Source organism: Pseudomonas sp. MWU318 (assembly GCF_016756945.1).
Classification (GTDB): Bacteria; Pseudomonadota; Gammaproteobacteria; order Pseudomonadales; family Pseudomonadaceae; genus Aquipseudomonas; species Aquipseudomonas putida_A.
This window is the reverse complement of record NZ_JAESJL010000001.1, coordinates 422,535-442,834: the sequence shown is the minus strand read 5'-3', so window position 1 is coordinate 442,834 and position 20,300 is coordinate 422,535. Positions and strand designations below refer to the sequence as shown.

Annotated in this window: 12 protein-coding genes and 1 pseudogene; 11 read left to right on the top strand and 2 right to left on the bottom strand. The window is 57.7% G+C overall.

Features of this window, described 5'->3' with window-relative positions; all coding sequences use genetic code 11:
* Positions 1-38: 38 nt before the first annotated feature.
* Genes JN524_RS01805 through JN524_RS01795 form a run of 3 tightly spaced genes read left to right on the top strand, consistent with a single transcriptional unit; the run spans position 39 to position 6,159 of the window.
* The gene (locus JN524_RS01805; RefSeq protein WP_337248642.1) at positions 39-1,481 is read left to right on the top strand and encodes a hypothetical protein; all 1,443 of its coding nucleotides are present in this window, start codon (positions 39-41) and stop codon (positions 1,479-1,481) included.
* Positions 1,478-3,436: a hypothetical protein gene (locus JN524_RS01800; RefSeq protein WP_202368262.1), complete on the top strand. Its 1,959-nt coding sequence runs from the start codon at positions 1,478-1,480 to the stop codon at positions 3,434-3,436. Before JN524_RS01805 ends, JN524_RS01800 begins: the two co-directional genes overlap by 4 nt.
* Positions 3,421-6,159, top strand: coding sequence for a DEAD/DEAH box helicase (locus JN524_RS01795; RefSeq protein WP_337248641.1), 2,739 nt, complete (start codon positions 3,421-3,423; stop codon positions 6,157-6,159). Before JN524_RS01800 ends, JN524_RS01795 begins: the two co-directional genes overlap by 16 nt.
* Here the strand turns inward: JN524_RS01795 and JN524_RS27220 are convergent.
* Positions 6,147-6,249: pseudogene (locus JN524_RS27220) on the bottom strand (IS5/IS1182 family transposase); the annotation flags it as partial. The gene JN524_RS01795 and the pseudogene JN524_RS27220 sit on opposite strands and share 13 nt — an antisense overlap.
* A 604-nt stretch (positions 6,250-6,853) precedes the next feature.
* On the opposite strand from JN524_RS27220, the gene JN524_RS01790 reads away from it, so the two are divergent.
* Genes JN524_RS01790 through JN524_RS01775 form a run of 4 tightly spaced genes read left to right on the top strand, consistent with a single transcriptional unit; the run spans position 6,854 to position 12,579 of the window.
* Complete coding sequence (locus tag JN524_RS01790) at positions 6,854-8,428, top strand: hypothetical protein (protein WP_202368260.1); 1,575 nt, start codon at positions 6,854-6,856, stop codon at positions 8,426-8,428.
* Between the two features lie 12 nt (positions 8,429-8,440).
* Positions 8,441-8,941: a hypothetical protein gene (locus JN524_RS01785; RefSeq protein WP_202368259.1), complete on the top strand. Its 501-nt coding sequence runs from the start codon at positions 8,441-8,443 to the stop codon at positions 8,939-8,941.
* Positions 8,942-8,955: 14 nt separating this feature from the next.
* Complete coding sequence (locus tag JN524_RS01780; protein WP_202368258.1) at positions 8,956-9,462, top strand: hypothetical protein; 507 nt, start codon at positions 8,956-8,958, stop codon at positions 9,460-9,462.
* A gap of 3 nt (positions 9,463-9,465) precedes the next feature.
* Entirely contained in the window at positions 9,466-12,579 is a 3,114-nt protein-coding gene (locus JN524_RS01775; protein ID WP_202368257.1) for a DEAD/DEAH box helicase, read from the top strand.
* A 117-nt stretch (positions 12,580-12,696) separates the two neighbouring features.
* Here the strand turns inward: JN524_RS01775 and JN524_RS01770 are convergent, their stop codons facing one another.
* Positions 12,697-13,611 carry a LysR family transcriptional regulator gene (locus JN524_RS01770; RefSeq protein WP_097087432.1) on the bottom strand — a complete coding sequence of 305 codons (915 nt, stop codon included), beginning with the start codon at positions 13,609-13,611 and terminating at the stop codon, positions 12,697-12,699.
* Positions 13,612-13,880: 269 nt separating this feature from the next.
* Here JN524_RS01770 and JN524_RS01765 point away from each other — a divergent pair, with 269 nt between their 5' ends.
* From JN524_RS01765 to pgm, 4 genes are all read left to right on the top strand, one after another.
* A complete protein-coding gene (locus JN524_RS01765) occupies positions 13,881-14,903 on the top strand; it encodes a zinc-dependent alcohol dehydrogenase family protein (protein WP_123586427.1) in 1,023 nt (340 codons plus the stop codon).
* A gap of 550 nt (positions 14,904-15,453) precedes the next feature.
* Complete coding sequence (locus JN524_RS01760; RefSeq protein ID WP_202368566.1) at positions 15,454-16,926, top strand: hypothetical protein; 1,473 nt, start codon at positions 15,454-15,456, stop codon at positions 16,924-16,926.
* A gap of 48 nt (positions 16,927-16,974) precedes the next feature.
* Positions 16,975-18,375, top strand: a complete 1,401-nt coding sequence (locus JN524_RS01755) for an aminotransferase-like domain-containing protein (RefSeq protein WP_202368256.1) — start codon at positions 16,975-16,977, stop codon at positions 18,373-18,375.
* A gap of 96 nt (positions 18,376-18,471) precedes the next feature.
* The gene (gene pgm, locus JN524_RS01750) at positions 18,472-20,118 is read left to right on the top strand and encodes a phosphoglucomutase (alpha-D-glucose-1,6-bisphosphate-dependent) (protein ID WP_007963538.1); all 1,647 of its coding nucleotides are present in this window, start codon (positions 18,472-18,474) and stop codon (positions 20,116-20,118) included.
* Positions 20,119-20,300: the final 182 nt, after the last annotated feature.

Below are 20,300 nucleotides of genomic sequence, written 5' to 3'. Positions count from 1 at the left end.
CTTGATAGTCCCCGCTCGTAACCTATGTAGTGCCACTGGTGCAGCAAAGCCTGTGCTGCCTGGTCGTGCTGTCGATATCCTTCGTTTTGAGTAATCCCATGCGGTTGAGCCAATACCTGACTGAATATGATGAAGACCTCAGTGGCGACAGCCAGATCGATCCGTTGGGCGTGCTGATCATATGGTCTGCCTTTGGCCAGCAGATTTTTCGCAACCGGGTCAACGCGGTTTCGAACGATGTACGGAACTACACGCTCAATCTGTTGCATCATGCCGTTATCAAGGACTTGTTGGACGATGTTGATACAAGCCTGAGCAAAGCGCTGGACGAGCAGTCTGGAGGGCGCCATGGCCTGGCGCTGCGGCAGGCTTGCCTGGTCTATCTGGAAAACATTTTCACGTATGCCGTGGTGACTGCGGCGCAAGACTCCGGCGTTGACAGTCAAGGCGTGCTGGGTGCCAGCAAAGCCCGTGCGCGCCTTGAGGTCGACAGCAACCCGTTTCTGCGCTTCACCCATAAAACGGCCGGGCACCTGTTGGTACGTCAGTTAGGCTTGGGTGTGAGTGGGCGCTACAAGACGCCGTTCATGCAAATAGGCTTCTTCAACGACCGCTATAACTACCATTACAGTCAAGAAGCAGCGCAGTTGTGGTTGAAAGTTAAGGCGATGATTCAAACTCACGCGCCGTTCAGCGTGTTGTTCCAAGAAGCACGCATGCATTTGCAGGGGCTTTTCCGGGGCTTCAAGGCAGGTGGCGGCAGTGCGCTCAAGCAAGTACCTGACAGCCTTATTGAGGCCTACCGAAGGGCATTGCCAAACTCGGCGCAAGTAGGCGCTGACACGCGCGATTTCTGGTTGGGCCTGACCGGCCTCGACACTGGCGCTGCGGGCGCTCTGTTGCAGGTACTGGATGATCAGGCACAACACCATCCAGGCAGCGACATGCCGATCCAGCAGTTGTTCTCCGTGGCCGAAAAAAACTGTAGCGAAGTGCCCGAGCGGCGAAAGCTTGTGCACGTGCAGCAGGTTGAACCACTGCTTGCGCAGGCCGATCTGCTGTTTACGCTGGCCTGCCATGGCCGGCACCAGAGCCTCGACGAAATCGAGGCGCACTGGCGGGGGCTGGGACGCGACGCCGGTACCTTGCCAGCTGCCGCCGCGCGTATCGACGCGCATCCAGAACTGCTCGACATTCCTTCGCACACCGGCCGCCGGCGGCTGGAGCGGCTCATGCGCTTGGCGCGTCAAGAGCACTTCAGCGACCAGCTCCGCGACCTGATGGGCTACCACGCGGCGGTGATGCGCGAGCGTGGCCAGTTGCCCTGGGTGCAAATCGAGCAGGCCGAAAAGGTCAAGCTCAATGCACGCACCAAGGCGTTGCCAGAGGCGCAAAATACGCCCATGCATCGCTGGGTGAACACCTACTACATCCACCAATTCAACAATCTGGTGACCGGTTATCGGGGAGGCCAGGCATGAAACTGCATTCAGCATTCGCCGAGCAAGTGAAGGCCTGCGGCCAGTTGCGCAGGGTATGGCTCACCAGTTTCAACATCGATATCGAATTTATCGAAACCTATGTGTTGCCAACTGTGCTGGGCGCCGAGATTCCCCGCACGCGCATGGAGTACGAGGCGCTTCAGTTGGCCCTGACTGAGCAGGAAATCGATCTGAGGGTCTTTTGTGATCGACGTTTCATCGGTGCCGACCAGAACAAGCGCACGGCGCTCCAGGTGCACGGTGTCTGTACTGCGCAAAAAACGGAGTGGAGCTACCCAGGCGTTGACGCAGACAGCCTGTTGCATGCAAAGGTGATCTACCTGGAAGGTGACCAGGGGCGTGTGCTCGGCGCGGGCAGTGCCAACCTCACGCTCAGCGGGTGGGCGCGCAATCAGGAGGTATTCCACTTCCAACCGATCGACGCGTTTTCGCTTTATCAATCCGTCAAAGTGTTCTTCCAGGCACTGTTTAACAATGTGGGTACACCGTGCCCGTTGGAGAACAGGCGCAGTAGCTCGTTCGCCAGCGCTGAGTCATCCGTGCAGTTCTGTCACAGTTTTCAGAGGCAACCGTTTCTGGCGCAATTGCTGGGCGAGCGTGCTTGCCATCACCTGGCCGTCTGGTCCCCTTATCTACCCAGGGATCTGGCACAGTTCGTCAGCCACCTTAAGCGCAGCTACGAGCAGCCGCGCATGAAGGTCAGTCTGGTGCCTGATCGGTTCGATGGGCAGTTCCTGCGCACAGGTTGGACCGAGGCGCTTGGAGATCTTCTCGCCAACGATGAGTTGCGCTTGCGGCACAACCCGAGCACGGTCGATGACCGCTCGCCGATGACCCATGCCAAGCTTTGGAAAACCTCCACCCACCTGGCCATCGGCTCATGGAATTTCACCCGGGCGGGCAGTAACTCGCTGCTCGACTCACGGGGCAAGCGGTTACCCGGCAACAACATCGAGGCGGGGTTCATCCTGGCGAACAACAGTGCCGTGGAAAGCGTCCTCGGCCCCGCGATGGACACCAGCCCGGCGTCGTTCTTGAGCGCTGAAGCATTGCAGGCGCAAGCGTTGCAAATCCCGCAGAACCTTCCCTTCGACATCGTGGTGGTGTTTGACTGGGCAGAGCAGGTGTACCAACTGCGCGGCCAATGGCATACAGCAGGAGAACCGGACCAAGGGTATCGGATAAAACTGCCGGACATCGACGTTGCAATCGCGCTTGGCTGGAAACCCCGCAGCCGCGAACTGCGAGAGTGCAGGGTGCCGGTGGCGAACGCGCACGCGCTGTTGTTCGATCACAGCTTTCAGGTGCTCAAGGACGGCCGGGTGTGCTTCGTGGGCATGTTGCTGGAGACTACCCCCGAGTTCCGTCGCGCGCAGCGATACGACGACCTACTTGGGTTGGTCGACGCCATGGCGCAGATCGACATTGTGCCCAACCAGGATGATGTCGGTTTCCGCGTGCGCGAATCAGAGACGGGTGAGCTACAGGTCGATGGTGGGAGCGCCGACGAAGACACTGGATCAAGCGAGCAAGACGGTTCAGCCCCTGCACACATCAGCTACTTTCGGCTATTCACAGCGAGCTACCAGTTTGCGGCCCGGTTGCATGGGCTTGAACAGTTGTCGGCGCTCGAACAGTGGGTATTCGTGCGACCGGGATGCCTGCAGGAATGGGTAGACAAGACCCGCCAGCGCCTCAGCGGGTCTACGCCCAATGTCTTCGACTGGTTCCTGGCCCAGGAGGTTAACGGGCTCTGCAAGCTGGCGTTGGCGCTTCGTCATCGCCTGCCCAAGGGTGACCGCAAAATTGCCTTGTCGCGTTGGCACACACTGAAGGTCGATATGCCGCCGTTACCAGCCGAGGCCAACGATGATTATCGGCAAACGCTCGAGCAGGAATTTGGCAGATTGGAAAGCAAATGGGGTGGGGCATGAGTCGATTTGAAGAGAGCGTGCTCACCCCTGAATCCGTGTCGCAGTGGATCAACTTCAAAGGGCGCAAGGATCCTGACTGGCGCTATCTGGCAGATGACCGCCAGTCCATGGCAGCCAAGCAGACTGAAGGGGTCGCCTACCTGTGGAACCTGTTGGCAGCGGACAAGGTGGCGCTGCTGGCGGATGAAGTCGGCATGGGCAAGACTTTCCAGGCGCTGGGTGTGGCGGCATGGCTGTGGAAAAACAAGCCTGATGCCAAGGTGCTGGTGATGGCGCCCAGCCGACATTTGTGCGGGCATTGGCGCAGGGAGTTCGAAGGCTTCGTTCGCGAGCACATTCGCCAAACCGATGGCAGGGTCAAGACCGCCGATGGCATGCCGGTACCTACGGTCTGTGAGCGCTACAAGCTGGAAGACCTGGTGCAGGCGGTGCAAAACGATGAAGGGCAGCTTTACCTCACCACCGTCTACGCGCTCAGTGACTTGCTCGACCCCGCGCGGCGAGCTGAAGGTGCTCAGGGGGCAGGCAGGATCGCTGCCGATTTTCATCAGCAGTTGAAGCAGCACCTGGGTCCCTCGGGGTTTGACCTGATCATCGTCGATGAGGCGCATTACCTGCGCAACGTGTCGGGTGGATCGCAGCGCGTGAGTGCCGCAAGGGCACTGTTTGGCAACACTGACAGCCGCCTGGGCGCCTGGAACCTTCTGCTCACCGCGACGCCCAGCCATACCCGGCTGGACGATGTGCAGAACATCCTGGGTTATTTTACCCGGATCGATCGTGACGCTGGCCTTGAAGCCATGAACGGTGCCGAACACACTCGCCATTTGCTGCAACGGCACGCCTTGCGGCGCCTGCGGTTGATGGAGGGGCAGGGCGGTTTGTATGGTAAGCGGCACTACCGCCACGAAAAAGCTGTACCTGCAAGCTTCGATGGGCGCCCGGATGCCGAGATGTTCTTTGCCTTGTATCAGAAGCGGTTGGTGGCCGACCTGGGCCGGCAGAAGGAGAACAAGAGCCTTACCTATGGCTACCTGGAAGGGTTCGAGTCTTTTGGCTGGAAACCGCAGATCGGCGTTGGTGCCGATGCAGATTATCAGGACGCGGTCGAAGATCGGGTGGTCGAGGATTTCACCAAGGCCACCGATACCGAACTGTTGCGTGACCTCACCCGCAGCTATCACGATCAGTTTCACACCTTCCCCGATCACCCCAAGTACGGCTTGTTGATAGACCAGTGCGTGCCCAAGGCAGTGGGTGGCCTCTGCACCGCGCTCGAAGACTTGAAACACCTGATCTTCGTTCGGCGTATTCCCTCTGTCCGCGAGTTGACCCAGCGCATCAACGAGCGCTATGACGAGCTGTTGGCCGGCATGATTGTCAATGCATGGGGCAAGCAATCGGACGATCCTGCAGTCAAGCACTGGCGCGATCAGGGTTGGTCGCGCGATGGCTATACCCAGTTTCTTAAAGGCGTGAAGCATTCGTTTGCTGAAGTGGACGCGCACGAGGAGGCAGAGCAAGACGAGGGAGAGGGAGAGGGCACGCAACTGGCGTCGCGGATCGCCGAGCTGTTCGTGGTCAAGAAAGGCGTTGGTGGGCAAACCGATTGTGCCAATGTGCGCCTGCGCTTCAGCAAACCGGAAAGCGTCTTTGCACTGTTCCTGGAACCGGCATCGGACTACTTGATTGGCGGTTACACCGCGTTCTACGTCAAGACGGAGACCGGCCGGGTTGATTATGCCAATGCCGCCAAGTATGTGCGTTTGCACGGTTGGGACGGGGCGCAGATCCACGATACCGCTGCCCGCAAGCGCGGTGCGCCGCATGACCACCTGGAGCATCCGCTGCACAGCGTCTGGTCGCTGTTGGTACCGCGCTTACCGCAGACCCTGTATCGCAAGCTCGAAGGCTGGGCGCGCGACAACAAGGCGATCGCGGAAAACTTCGCGAACTACATCAAGGCCGGGTTTCTTTATGCGAGTCCTGTCGTCGTCGAGCTTTATGCCTGGTTTGTCGAATACTGGCAGCAGACCCATGAGCGTGAAGCGCAGCGTGCGTACCGTGGTTTTCATGAGTGGGTAAGCGCACGTGTCGATGACTCGTTGATGCTGCGCTATTTCATCGCTGCGTTGGAGACGTTCGACACGCTGTGCGGCAAGATCATCGACCATGGTTTAGAGCAGTGGGACGAGGAGTGGCGCAGCCTCAAGCGCCTCACCAGCCCATGCTGGTATGCCTGTGGCGACAACAACGAAGGGCGCCCGCGCCTCATCCTGGGCTTCAATAGTCCGTTCTATCCCAACGTGCTGGTCTCCACTTCGGTACTCCAGGAAGGGGTCAACCTGCATTTGCAGTGCCACCAGATCCATCATTACGGCCTGGCCGGCTCACCCGGTGACAATGAGCAACGCGTGGGGAGGCTGGATCGCCTGTTTGGCTGCGTGAACCAGCGGCTGCAGCGGTCAGGCAACGCAGAGCTGAGCATTCACTATCCGTTTCTGCAGGGATCGGTCGATGAAGACCAGGTTGCTTCGTTCATCGAGCGCAAGCATCAGGTGGAAGAGCAAATGGATGCGTGCGTGCAGGTGCACTTCGACAAACAGCTAAGGATCAGTGACGCGCAGCAGTGGCGTAGCTTCCTGCGCAGACCGGTACCCATCAACGATGAGCGTTTGCAGGATCCTTATGGTGCTGTGTTTCCCGGGCTGGGCCAACAGTAGGTGCAAGCATTTGAGCATCTGATCGAGCGCTACTTGGTTTCGCCAGCCCCGGAAACGTTGATACACCGTGGACCGCGAGCCGAATTCCTTTCCGTTGATGGTGGGTGACTCTACAAAATCTCAGCGTTCGAAGGGCGACGATTGGGTTTCTAGGGGTTTCGTACAACGCCTACTCTGCGCCTACTGCCCCGGGCAGCCATTGCTCAATGGGTACGCTGAGCTTGCTCTCAAGTTCATGAGGGCGCAGGGGAGGTGTGTTGGGAGGCTTCAGACGAAGCAAGCGTCTCAAACGCTTGAGCGCGATCTGACACGCATTGAGTGGATGCGCGGGCACGCAGGCACAGCATGTGTTGGGAAATCGGTGAGTCCATCGCCTTGGGCTTCCTTGTGCGCGTGCCGTAGGCAGGAGCGTTAACGGTGCGACACCTGACGCATGACCGTGCGTTGGTTGTGGGTATGGCAGAAAGCCTCTAACATAAGGATTTCAACGCGTTTGCGGAACCCGGCCGGAGCGGTGGGGGGAATGAAATTATCCTCATGCCAAGCCAGCGCAGCGCCATGCGATCTGGCGCATTGAAAAGTGCGTTTTAACACTTCTCACAGCCGTACATTGCAGGGATTCCGATCCGGGCCGATAGCATTGTCATCGGATGCTGAAGGCCCGAGCGCGAAAGCCGCACTAGCAGTCCGCAACATGACCCGAATGGCAATATTTATCAGCCTATCAATGGATGGAGATGCTGGCTTGCTCGATTTTTTTTCACGACTAATGAACGCGTTTGAGCCTTCTCTATCAGGGCGTGACACTCAGCCGGAGCGCACGCGTCGCGCAGCTTCCCCCTCACGCCCCCCTAAGGGTCCGAGTACTTCGCTTGGCGTGGAGAACTGTGGAAGGATCGTTGCAGGTAGCGTCGTAAAGATTTTGCCGAAATCTGTGTTGGTAAAGTATCAAGACACGACCGTCCTGATTCCTCAACATGAATTGTTGAGCCCAAACGCCAAGCTCGAAAATCCCGTCAGTCTATTCAGCGTGGGCGACAACGTGGAGTTCGTGCTGACCAGCCGGGACGAGAAGGGCTGGCGGGGCAGTGTTCACGCGCTTGCCGAGGCCCGGATGCGTAAAGCCTTGGGCTACCTGCAGCCAGGCACGGCAGTGCGTGCGCGGGTAGAGCGTTTTGATGATCGAGGCGCCTGGCTGTTGGCTGGGGAGGTTCTGCTCCGGGTGCCATTGGGTGAGATCAGTTGGAGCTGGATAGATCATCCTTCAGAGGCGCTGGATCTTGCTCAAGAATACAATGTGCAGATCAGTAATATCCTGCTTGAGGAAAATTGGCTGACGGATAAGCGTGCTCGCAACGGGCGTGTTACTGCCAGCATCAAGGCTTGCTTGCTACAGCCTGAGTCGCCACAAATCCCGTTGTATTTCAAAGCAACCGAGTTTCAGGTGCGCACGTTCGCGCGGGTCCCCAGACGCTGCGACGCGGTAGCACTTTTCGCTCTTGAAGCGTTGAACCAGCATTTGAGCGTAAGTGAAATCGCCGAGCTGACTGGCCTTCCGTTGGTTTCAGTCCAGGAGATTGTGGCGTTGCTTAGAGAAGAGGGCCTGGTGGCCGGTGAGATCATCACTCACTCGGGCGAGCGATTGTTGGCAGGCGTGGCCACCTCAAAACTGCTCAATGATTCTGGCGTCGGCGGATTGTTTGCAAGCGCGGCACCTGCAGAGCAGCAAATTCATCCCATTGACGCTGTGGCTCAAACGTACCCTCGACATCTTCCAACGCCGGTATTCAGCCACAAACAACAGAGCCGTTTCATGCGATTGAGGGGGGATGAGCTGCCTGATGGTTTGCTGGCCCGCGCTCAAATCGGCGAGGCGCAACGTGAACAGCTTACGGCCATGCTCCGCAATCCCCACGTCCACTTGTTCCTGTCGAATACCCCCAACTGGAGAGCCTTGAAACTTGATGTACCCCAGCATTGGGTGCTCGCAGGGCTGTGGAAAAATTTTCAGGCGGTAGGGCGACCACCCTTCAGGCCGTCGCCCAAGGAGAGGGGGTGTGACGCGTTGCTCATGGTTCGTTATATGGAGGCAGAGCAACAGCTCTTTTGGGAGCCTGCAACCTGCACACTCTGGGCGCTGCGCGAGGGCGGCGTGAAGGCCCAAGAGGCTACCGTGTGTGCGGAGGACATCATTCAACACATGCCTGACGACATCGCTCAGCGCTTGGCAAAGGCAGGCCCTGGGAAATGGTGTTGGGTTCAGCTTTGAAGTGGAAGGACTATGGGCACTCAGTTACCAAGGCATGCGTTCTATTTTACAAAAACCTTCATCTCGGCCGCCAGTCGACATGGCATTGCAGGAGGCCTGAAGAAAGCGACTGCAGGCGCCAACCCGGTGATGATGAGCATTGAAGCCGCATCAGCGGTATTGGGGGCAATCGACTCCTACTTGAATTTACGCCAAGCCCGGGTGCACCGGGACGGCTTGAAGGCTCTGATCCCCAAGGAAGAAAAACGTCTGGAGCTTGAGCGTGAGGCGCTGGCCCAAGACATTGATCTGGCTCGAAGGGAGATGACTCAAGCAGCAGCTGTTCGTCAGGTTGTGGGGCGGATGACGCTTCGTTGCGTTCAGCTGACCCGCCATTGCCTAGATGAATTGGTGCTGATCAGGAAGGGCGACTTGCCTGACGCTCAGTCATTTGAAACGGCTCTGGAGCGGTTAATGGAGGCTGATCAAGGCCTGCGCCGTAGCGTGGAATATTTCAACACCAGTGTTGCTTGAACGGAGTCTCAACCATGACCAATGAACGATTTAAATTACCCGCCAGCCTTTCCAAGGCTACACCACGCAGCAAGTCCACCAACGGGGGGAATGATGCCCTCGACCTGGCCAAGGAGCAAACGCGCCAAGCACGGATCAAACGTGATACCGCAATGAGTGGCGATCGCGCCCAAGTGATTACTGAGGGTATTGGTCTACTTCGTGATCTGGTTGGTGTATTGCATTCGGCCGTGGAGCTGCACAAAACCTCAATTGAATGGAGGGGCCGCGTAAGCCTGGCCGAGGCGCAAGTGCAACAAGCGCAAAAAGAACTCGAAAAAATTCAAGCGCAGAATGCGCCCGAGCTTCAACGGTTGAGCCAGGTTGACGATGTGCTCAAGCCCCTTCTGAGAGTCTTCGAGAAGCTTGAGGCCGTCATGGATCCTTCCTTGATCAACGACGATCACCAACGCGAGGTACGGGCGAGCATGGAGGTGTTGGTAGGCCGCCTGGTCGAGCTGGTCCAGCCAGGGAAGCGCTGATCAATGTTCATGCTACTGCTGGCTGGCATCACCCTGACTTCCACCGCCATCAGCTGGTGGAATGGGAAACGTCTGGATGACGTAAACACCGAGATTGAAGTGTTAGAAGCTGAACTGGCCGCCATTCATCGTGCACACGAACGCAAAACCGCTGCGCTAATTCGTCCATACCTGGTTCAGCTCGTGAAGATGTTTGAAAGTGAGTTGGCGATGCGGTCTGAAATCGCCAGTGAGTTGGAACGGGCACACGCCCGGGCCAGACAGATATTGAAAGCCCAGTTCGGCGCGCGTGAGTCCGCTAGCTTCCGTCAGATGATGCTTGAAATCGAGCTTGCCCGTGGTCGCGTCACAGCCGAACGCGCCTATCTTCAATCCACCGCGCAGTATATTCGTACCTTGTTTGGTGAGGTGCCCGCACAGTTACCGACCGTCGCCTGGCTGGAAATGCCTGCGGATTTCCCTTGCGAGGGCGCCGTTATTTCGTTGCCACACGGTCTGCGCGGGCGTCTTCAGAATTATGCCATCGAGGCCGAAGCGTTTGATGGGCGAGGGGTATTCTACGCGGTTGATCATGAAGCACGCTTCGCCCGCATTGGCAGTGACAAGGTGAAATTGTTGGACGCTGCGAGAGCAAGCAGTGGCGAGCCGTTGACGGCGACAGTCGTTCGCCTGGATAACAATGAGGCCCAGTTGCAGATGCAGGATGTCACCTTGCGTTTGCCACTTGGCAGGCAGGAAGGGCAATGGATAAAGCCGGGCGTGGAGCTGGAAGTATTTGCTGACGGCTGGACGCTCGCTGACGTGCTCGGTGATTCGCGGTCCCACAGTTTGCTGGTGAGATTGCATCCTCGTATCTCGGGCTTGGAAGAGTATTGGTGGCCGGTCGCGCTGAGCATCAAAGATGAGCACATACCCCTGATCCATCAGATGTGGGACTACTTTCAAACACCGGCAATCCAGGACAGGCCTTGGCACATTTATGAGAATGATGGCGGCCGTCTCGTCTTTCAATTGGGCCGTTACGCCCTAGTCACTGAGACCGATGCGCAGCACCGATGTTTCAGGTTGTTGCACGTGCTTGAGGGCGGTGAGTCGCCTGAAGACGTTTTGCGGTGCTACGTGGCCCTTACCCCCGTTTTGATAGGAAGTACGGATGACGAATTGGCCAACCGCAATCGCTTCCAGTCTTTCGTGTGTGCCTTGAATGAAGAGCGGCTTGGCCAGCGCGACGCTGCCCGCCAACGAGAGGTTGCCCTGCATTTACGTAAGCTCTCGTTGGTGTACCGTGAGCAGCAGCTGTACCTGGACCAAAGTGCAAGCTGTGGTTTTCTTCCCGGCCTGGTCGAGGAAAACGGGCGCAAGGTGACAGGTTTGCTCGGTTCCCAGGGCGTTCCTAGCTGGTTGAAAGACACGATGGGCGAGCAAGGCGCGCCTCGTCTGCGAGCGGTCGGACGAGATCGTGTATGGCCTCTGCAGTCGTTCAAGCTTCTGGATTCCCAGCTTGGTATTTGCGAATTCACACTGGCCACGCATAAACGGATGAACGAAGCCGAGATCAACCCTTTCGATTTGTTTCGGCTTGAATTAGTCAGGGAAGGCAATCAAAAGGAAACGCTATCCAAAGCACTTGAGAAGGCGATCACCGGTGATTTTGTGGCGCCCTCGGTTCACAGCGCCATCTTCACACTTGATCCGGAGCCCGTCGAGACGCCAAATCTGGGGCAGGACGCAGTGCTTCAAATCTTGGCGTCGCGTGAGCCCGTAGTGGCGGTGTGGGGGCCTCCAGGTGCCGGGAAAACCACCACGTTGGTTCAGTGGCTCAAGACACTGTTCCCCGAACAAGCACCCCACCTCTGGCCGCGCATCCTGATTACCGGCCCTACTCACGTCGCGGTGACCAAGCTGATTGAGGATCTGCTCAAGGCGGCAGAGTATTTACGGCCAGTCACAGTGCGTTACGGTAAGCAGGACAAGATCAGTGAGGCGCTTGAGCCCAATTGGCACCAAATCAAAGTCGATGCCTTGAGCGCAGGAGATGCGCAAATCAATCCTCAGTTGCACGAGGCCTGGCTGTCTCTGCTGAAGTCTCGAAAGGGGCGTGAGGCTGCTAGTCGCTGGACGTTCCGTGACAAGTTGATCCACGGCGCCACGTGTACGGGCATGGCGCGTACTGATTTCGCCTTGCTAAAGGAGCCGTTTGATTGCGTGATTGTCGATGAAGCAGGCAAAGCCTTTGCTGCCGAACTGATGATCCCAGCGGCCATTGCTCGGCGAGTAGTCCTTGTCGGGGATCACAACCAGTTGCCGCCAACGGTGACCACTGATGTGCTAGATGAGCGCATCGGGTATACGTTGCCGTTGGCGGAGGTGGAAACCCTACTGCGCAAGAATTTTTTCCAGGAATTGTATGAGGGGTTGGAGCCGCAAGCCAAGGGTATGCTAACCGTGCAATACCGGATGCATGAAGACATTGGTGATCTAGTCAGTGCTCTGTTTTACGAGAACCAACTGAAGTCGCATCGCAAAGGGGGGACCTGGTCCCTGACCTCTGCCCGCGCACTGTTTGTAGATTTTTCCAAGATGCAGAACTACCGGCACAGGAAGGCAGGTACAGGAGATACGCCTTCATCGTTGCTCAACTCCACGGAGCGCGCCGCGCTTTATCAATTGCTGAATGCTCTGCACAAACGGGTTAGTACAACAACAGTCCCCTTGAAGCTATTGGTGGTCTGTCCATACAAGGGGCAACTGGAAATCGTCACGCGTGATACCGCGGACAAGCACTATGCGTTCCAGCTGTCGGTTGCAACTGTCGATGCTGTACAGGGGGGGGAAGCCGACATGGTGATCCTGCTGATGACGAGAGCAAGCGGGGACACCCAGTTTCTCCTGGATCGCCATCGATTGAATGTTGCGCTCTCCAGAGCTCGTGATTCAGTCATCATCCTGGGACACCTGGACTGTCTGGCAGCCGGCGGCACGGGGCCAGTGGCAGAGCTGATCGCGGCGGGGTGTGCGAAGAAAAGCTTAAAGGTCATTTCGCTCCCCGGTGAGGCAAAATTTCACAAGGATCTGGTACCGGCGGTATTCCCAGTCTCAACGGCTTTGGCGACTTGATGTATCCGTCCGGGCAACACACCATCCCCTTAAGCGTTGGCATCAGGAAGGTGTGTTGCCCGTACGGTTACTGTGAAAAAGCAGAACGGATCAGCTGTACACCCTGTCCGACGACGCCTAGAGACTGTCAGGGTCGCCAAAGAACATCTGAATCCGCGACCGCAACCAACGCTCCCCCGGATCGTTATCCTGCGATCCACGCCAAGCCATATGCAGCTCAAACGTACGCGTCGGCAACGGTGGATCCTCCGCCCGCACACCGCCGGCAGCCGTCAGCGCATCCGCCGTGTAATCCGGCACCGTCGCGACGATGTCGGTACCGGCAAGTAACGTGCTCAAACCATTGAACTGCGGCACGGCCAGTACCACGTGGCGCTTACGTCCGAGTTTCTCCAGCTCTTCATCGATGAAGCCACTCAGGTCACCGGCGAACGACACCAGCGCATGCGGACGCGCGCAGTAATCATCCAAACTCAGCGGCCCCGGCACGGTGTCGGCGCGCAGCAGTTTCGGCTGGCTGCGGCGCAGCACCTTGCGTTTGGCGTTGGCCGGCAGGTCGGTGGTGTAGCTGACGCCGATGGAGATTTCGCCGGAGGCCAGCAGGCCCGGCATCAATATGTAGTTGACCCGACGCACGACGAGGACGATGCCCGGTGCTTCGGCGCGCAGGCGTTTGAGCAGCATCGGCAGCAGGGCGAATTCAACGTCGTCGGACAGGCCGATGCGAAATACCGAAGTACTGGTGGCCGGGTCGAATTCAGCCGCGCGGCTGACAGCCGTTGAAATCGAGTCGAGCGCCGGGGAGAGCAGGGCGAAGATTTCCACCGCGCGGGCGGACGGTTCCATGCTGCGTCCGGTGCGCACGAACAACGGGTCATCGAACAGGCTGCGCAGGCGTGAGAGCGCCGCACTGATCGCCGGCTGGCCAAGAAACAGCTTTTCGGCGGCGCGGGTCACGCTGCGTTCGTGCATCAATGTTTCGAATACGATCAACAGGTTCAGGTCGACACGACGCAGGTCATTACGATTCATCTGGAGTCCTGGCAGAGTCATCAAGCTTGACGAGAGCGACCATATGAGAACAATGGCCGGCATGAATATTACGGGGAAAGGCTGGTACTCTGCACCGCTAAATTCAGCTTTACCGAGCTGGTGGCGGCATTTTTTCATCGATTTTTCCAATGCCGTTCATACTGCGGAATCAATGACAGGCATGTCGACTATTAATAGCCACTGATAGTCTTGGGTCAAAAGCCCAGATAGAGTTCAGGGCATTAGAGGTTACTTTGACGAGGTTTGCGATGTCCCGCACGATCCGTTTTCACAAGTTTGGTCCGGCCGAGGTGCTCAAATGCGAAGAGCATGCGGCCGCTCAGCCAGGTCCTGGCGAAGTGCAGGTGCGTGTCGAGGCGATCGGCATCAGCTGGTACGACATTCTCTGGCGTCAGAACCTGGCCTCGTCCCAGGCACGCTTGCCGTCCGGTCTCGGCCATGAAATGGCCGGTGTGGTGACCGCCGTCGGTGATGGTGTGGACGATCTGTCGGTTGGCGACAAGGTGGCCAGTTTTCCGGCCGAAAGCCCGAACGACTACCCGGTGTATGGCGAGCAGATCGTGCTGCCACGCACCGCGCTGACCCGTTATCCGGATGTACTCAGCCCGGTTGAGGCCAGTGTGCATTACACGCCGTTGTTGATCGCCTATTTCGCCTATGCCGATCTGGCGCGGGTCAAACCCGGGCAGTTTGCCTTGGTCACTGACGCCAGCCATTGCGCCGGTCCGTCCTTTGTCCAACTGGGCAAGGCCATGGGGGTGCGGGTGATTGCCGCGACGAAAACCGCTGATGAGCGTGAATACCTGCTGTCACTGGGCGCCGAGAAAGTCATCGTCACTGAGGAAGAAGATCTGTTGATGCGAATCAACAAGATCACCGACAACCGTGGCGTCGATGTGGTGTTCGACGGTCTGGGCGGTCCGCAGATGTCGTTGCTCGGCGATGTCCTCGCACCGCGTGGCAGCCTGGTTCTGTATGGTCTGCAGGGTGGTAACCAGACACCATTTCCGGCCTGTGCGGCGTTTCAGAAAAACATCCAGTTCTTCGTGCACTGCATCGGCAATTTTACCGGTAAACCGGAACTCGGCATCACTCAGGACCACGTCGCCTTGCAGCGTGCCCTGCGTGACATCAACCAGCTCACCGCCGACCGCGTACTGCTGCCACTCAAGACTCGGGTCTTCCCGTTCAACGAGTTCGTCGAAGCACATCGCTACATGGACGAATGTCCATGCCGCGAACGGGTCGCCCTGCAGGTCGAACCCGCGTAACTCCCTCCGAACAGAGTCCGTGACCCCACGGACTCTTTGCGTTTTACCCCCCCCCCCACATAATCAGGCATACCGAGCACGGTACGTGGCCGGTTGTACATCTGAACCGGTTTTTGTCCGCTATCTGTATCTTCTAATCGGTCTATAAGTCCTGATAATTGAATGATTACTTTCATCTCAAGGAATGAGCCATGTCTGTGCATTCTGTTTTTTGTTGCGTGTTTAATAGTTCCTCTCGTGGGCGATATACCGGTTTCTGTTTAATGGCTGTAGGTAGTTTCCTATTGTCGGTCTGCTTTTCTTGTACTCAATGTTCGTGGGACGTTGTAAGAAGTTTCCTCAGATATTTTTACTTCAGGAAAAATCCAATGGTGGCGGGGGTTTGCGTTACCTAGGGCGACGATTCTGCCGACTTCTTTGTGTCAAGTGTTTCAAATAACTACAAAAGCATAAGTGTTAGTATTTGATCGTCTATTACTTATTGATGAATTTATTGCGCCAGCTCACCGCTGATGCGCGATATGAATTTTTTACGCCGGGTAAAGTACTGATGAGCACGATCCATGATCAGGCAATGAACTATGTCTACCAGCAAGTATTGCAGCGTCTGTTGAGTTTTTTTTCCAGAGCCGAACGGACAGCGCTGCAATTGCTGATTCAGCGGCTGGTGGTCGCCGCTGGCGGAATGGAGCGCATGGGTGACTACAAGGTCATGGTGACACCGTCCGGTACCCGTGACAGTTGTTACACCCTGGCGCTGCTGCGCGCCGCGCAGCTGAGTATCGCCGGCCGTGCACCGGCCACTTTTCAGTTGCGTGTGGCCATGTTGCGCAGGAGTGGATCGGGGGCGGCACCCGGCAATATGCACCGCAGTTTCGCTGCTCTGTTTCTGTATGACGACCCCCGTGTCGAGTTGCTGATGGTGGATCATCGTCACGTGTTGCCATTCAATCACCTGACGCCACCTGACAAGGACAGTACGCAAGCCAATCGCACCAACCTGCTGATGATGGGGCATCGACGGGGCGCGGACGAGAAGATCGAGTTGTGGGGCGAGGCCTGCCTGGCCCGGGCGGAGTTTTGCGGGCAAATCGCTCGCTGGGGAAAGGGTGTTGATGCCTGGGTTGCCAGTGAGTCGTTGCGTCGCCAGAAACAATTCATCGACAACCTCGATCGTGCGGTGCAAAAGGCTGGTATTGGTGCGCTGCCGCCCAATGCCGGGACATTCGATGAGTTGTTCGCCTTGCTCGACGGATTGGGAGGCGACTTGTACCGCGGTTTTTACGCCGAAGCCGAACGACTGTCCTGGCGTCCCGAGGACGGGTTCGAGTCATGCCGTCGCACGACGTTTGTCGACATTCACGACATGGTGGTGGGTAACCTAGAAGAACGTTGGCCATTGCTCAGTGAGTTTCTTGGGTTTCAGGCAGAGGAATGGCTGTTCCACCAGGACGAAGGCGAATACGCCGACCCGTTGATCGAGGCCCATTTACGCGGGCTGGAAGCCGAGTTTGTCGATGGCCGCAGCTATGAAGCCGGATTTTCGCAACATGTTCAGCACATGCTGGTGTCCATGCAGCAGCAACGGGTTCCGGAACCGGTATGTGAGCAGATGATTGCCCGATTGGGGCCGCAGTCAGCGCTTGATGAACTGCGCGAAGCGGCGGCGAACTGCATTCAAGCCACGTACGGCTTGAATGAAACTCAATGGATCTGCCTGTTGTTTTCGCCGTTTATCAACCGTGGAGCCGGCCTCGAACGGTTCCTGCGCAGCTGTCATCCCGGCATGTTGGTAGCGATGCCTGATTTGCATCGTGCAATGCAGGGGCTGCACGGCCCGGAGCAAGTGCTGCAATGGATGATGGATGTCAGTGGTTTACCGGTCAGGCTGATCAGTCGTCTCTACGCCATGGAGTCATTGCCGGTGTGTGGGGCTGCCCCACATGCATCGGGCGCTGCACAGCAAACAGCGGATCTCGATGGCATCGACATCAGCGTGGGTGACCGGGCAGTGGAACGTTGAGGTGAGTGATCAATCCTCCGGTGCAGCCGTGTCAATGGTATTGAGCTCATGAGGGCTGTACGGGAGCCTGGTTTCGCTTATCAGGCCGTCTATCGCTACCTGATACGACTGATAGCGGATTCGGCCGAAGCAGGCAACGTCAGGCTGCCGTCACTGCGTCAGCTGGCAGATCGCCTGAACGTATCAATCTCGACCATTCAATACGCGTATTCGCTGCTGGAGAAAGAAGGGCGGGTCTATTCCGTCGCCAAGTCCGGGTACTACGCCCAAGCGATTGCGGGGCTGACACCTCAGGCCATTGGTAACGATCTGCTTGAGGCGCTTTACATCAATGCGCGACGCCCGGGGATGCGTTTGTTAAGCGCAGAAGAACCGGTTTCAGTACAGTCGCTGGACAGTCCATTGCTGTTGCTGGAACGCGAACTGCTGCGTCAGTACCCCCGCAGGCCGCTGGCGCTTGATCAGCCCAGCGGGGAGCTGGAATTACGCGCCGCTCTCGCGGCTCGCTACACCACTTCGCCGAGACAATGCTGGCACGCCGAGGATGTCTACATTGGCGCGGATTTACGCGGAGTACTGGAAATCCTGGTGGCTGTTCTGCAGCTTAAACACGCCACCATTCTGGTTGAGTCGCCCTGTGACTGGGTGATATTGCGATTGCTGCAGGCGGCAGAGGTGCGGGTGATCGAACTGCCGTTGCAGGCCTGTGGAGGACTGGATCTGCAACGCCTCGAAGCGCTGCTCAACACTGTAAACGTGCGGCTGATTCTGCTTTCTTCGGGCCTGTGCATGCCGCGCGGTACCCGGGTTCCTGCGGAAAACCGCAACATCATCGCCAGTATGCTTGCCGAGCATGGTACCTGGGTGCTGGAGAACGATTGTTATGGCGAGCTTGGCGAGATCATGGGCGACGAACGTTTGCGTGATCGGCTGGATCCTGACCGGCTGTTGATCTTCTCTACGTTCGAGAAAACCATCGGCATCGAGGCACCTTACGGGTTCGTACTGTCGCGCCAATGGAAAAGCGAGATGTTGCGGCATTTTCTGCTGCGTTCGTTCCGACTATCGCCAATCCGCCAGAAGGCGATCGCGCGACTGTACGGAAATGGTCGGATTGATCAGCATCTAAACGTGCTGCGCCGACTCCTCAAGGAGCGTCGAACTCCGATGATCCACTTGCTGCGCGAACGTTTGGGCGATGCCCTGCAGGTCGTCGAGCCGCAGGGCGGTGCGACCGTCTGGGTACGGGCGCTGCGACCGGTGGACATGCACGATGTGTTTCAGCGTCTGCTCAGACAACAAGTGTTGATCGCGCCGGGCGAACTGTTCAGCGTGCAGGGATTACATCGTCGTTATCTGCGTCTGAGCCTGCTGGATCAGAGCGAAACCGGATTGGCCGGGGCGATCGCCATGCTCGGCGATGCACTGCGTTTGGCACCTTTGGAATGAACGTTGAAATCTGTCGGATAGATCCCGTCGCGCTGTGGTCGAACTGCCAGTAAACTGCGCTGTATTTCCTGAACCACTCTATTTCAGAGGTTTTGCATGACTATCAGTCCTTTTGCGGGCAAACCGGCACCGGCAGAATTGTTGGTCGATATCCCGCGACTGGTAACGGCTTATTACACCGGCCAACCGGATGCTTCGATTTCCACCCAGCGCGTGGCGTTTGGTACTTCCGGGCACCGCGGCAGCTCGTTCGATCTGAGTTTCAATGAATGGCACGTTCTGGCAATCAGCCAGGCGATCTGCCTGTACCGCGAAGCCCAGGGCATCGACGGCCCGTTGTTCGTCGGTATCGACACCCACGCGCTGTCGACCCCGGCCGGGGCCAGTGCACTGGAAGTGCTGGCGGCCAACGGCGTGACCGTGATGATCGCCGAAGGTGACGAATACACGCCGACACCTGCAGTTTCGCATGCAATTCTCTGCTACAACCGTGGCCGTACCTCGGGCCTGGCCGATGGCATCGTGATTACGCCGTCGCACAACCCGCCACAAAGCGGGGGCTACAAATACAACCCTACCAACGGTGGCCCGGCCGATACTCACATCACCAAGTGGATCGAAGCCAAGGCCAACGAACTGCTGGCCAACAAACTGGCAGGCGTCAAACGCATCAGCTACGAGCAGGCGCTCAAGGCCAGCACCACCCACCGTCATGACTATCTGAACACTTACGTCGCAGACTTGATCAACGTGATCGACTTCGATGCCATCCGTGACGCCAAGCTGCGTCTGGGCGTAGATCCGTTGGGCGGAGCAGGGGTGCGCTACTGGTCGGCGATTGCCGAGCATTACCGTCTTGATCTGGATGTGGTGAACAAACAGGTCGATCCGACTTTCCGCTTCATGACGGTCGACTGGGATGGACAGATCCGTATGGACCCGTCGTCCAGCCATGCCATGCAAGGTTTGATCGGTCTCAAGGAACGTTACGACGTGGCCTTCGCCTGCGACCCGGATCACGATCGCCATGGCATCGTCACCCCGTCGGGTGGTCTGCTGGCACCGAACAACTATCTGGCGGTGTCCATCGATTACCTGTTCCAGAATCGTCCGCAATGGCGCGCCGACGCCGCCGTGGGTAAAACCGTGGTCAGCAGTGGTCTGATCGATCGTGTGGCCAAGCGGCTGGGGCGTCGTCTGTACGAAGTGCCGGTCGGCTTCAAATGGTTCGCCGATGGCCTGTTCGATGGCTCGCTGGGTTTTGGTGGCGAAGAAAGCGCTGGCGCTTCGTTCTTGCGCAAGGATGGCGGCGTCTGGAGCACCGACAAGGACGGTCTGATTCCGGCGTTGTTGGCGGCTGAAATGACTGCCCGTACCGGCCGCGATCCAAGCCAGGCCTATCGCGCCCTGACCGATGAGCTGGGTGAACCGTTCTCGGTGCGCGTCGATGCCAAGGCCAACCCTGAGCAGAAAGCGCTGTTGAGCAAGCTGTCGCCGGAGCAAGTGACGTCGACCGAGCTGGCAGGCGAGAAGATTCAGAGCATTCTCAGCCATGCGCCGGGCAACGATCAGGCCATCGGCGGTTTGAAGGTGATGACCGAGAACGGCTGGTTCGCCGCACGTCCTTCGGGCACCGAAGACATCTACAAGATCTACGCCGAAAGCTTCATTGGCGATGACCACCTCAAGCAGTTGGTTGCTGAAGCGCAAACGCTGGTGGATGGCGCAATCAGCACCAAGTGATCTTCAGAGAGGTGAGTTCTTCCTGTGGTGAGGGGATTTATCCCCGATGGACTGCGTAGCAGTCCGCTCCATTGAAAAGAAGGCCGCTTGGCGGCCTATCGGGGATGAATCCCCTCGCCACAAAAGCTGCAAAAAAGGGGCGACCATGACGGTCGCCCCTTTTTTTACCTGCATATCAGGCG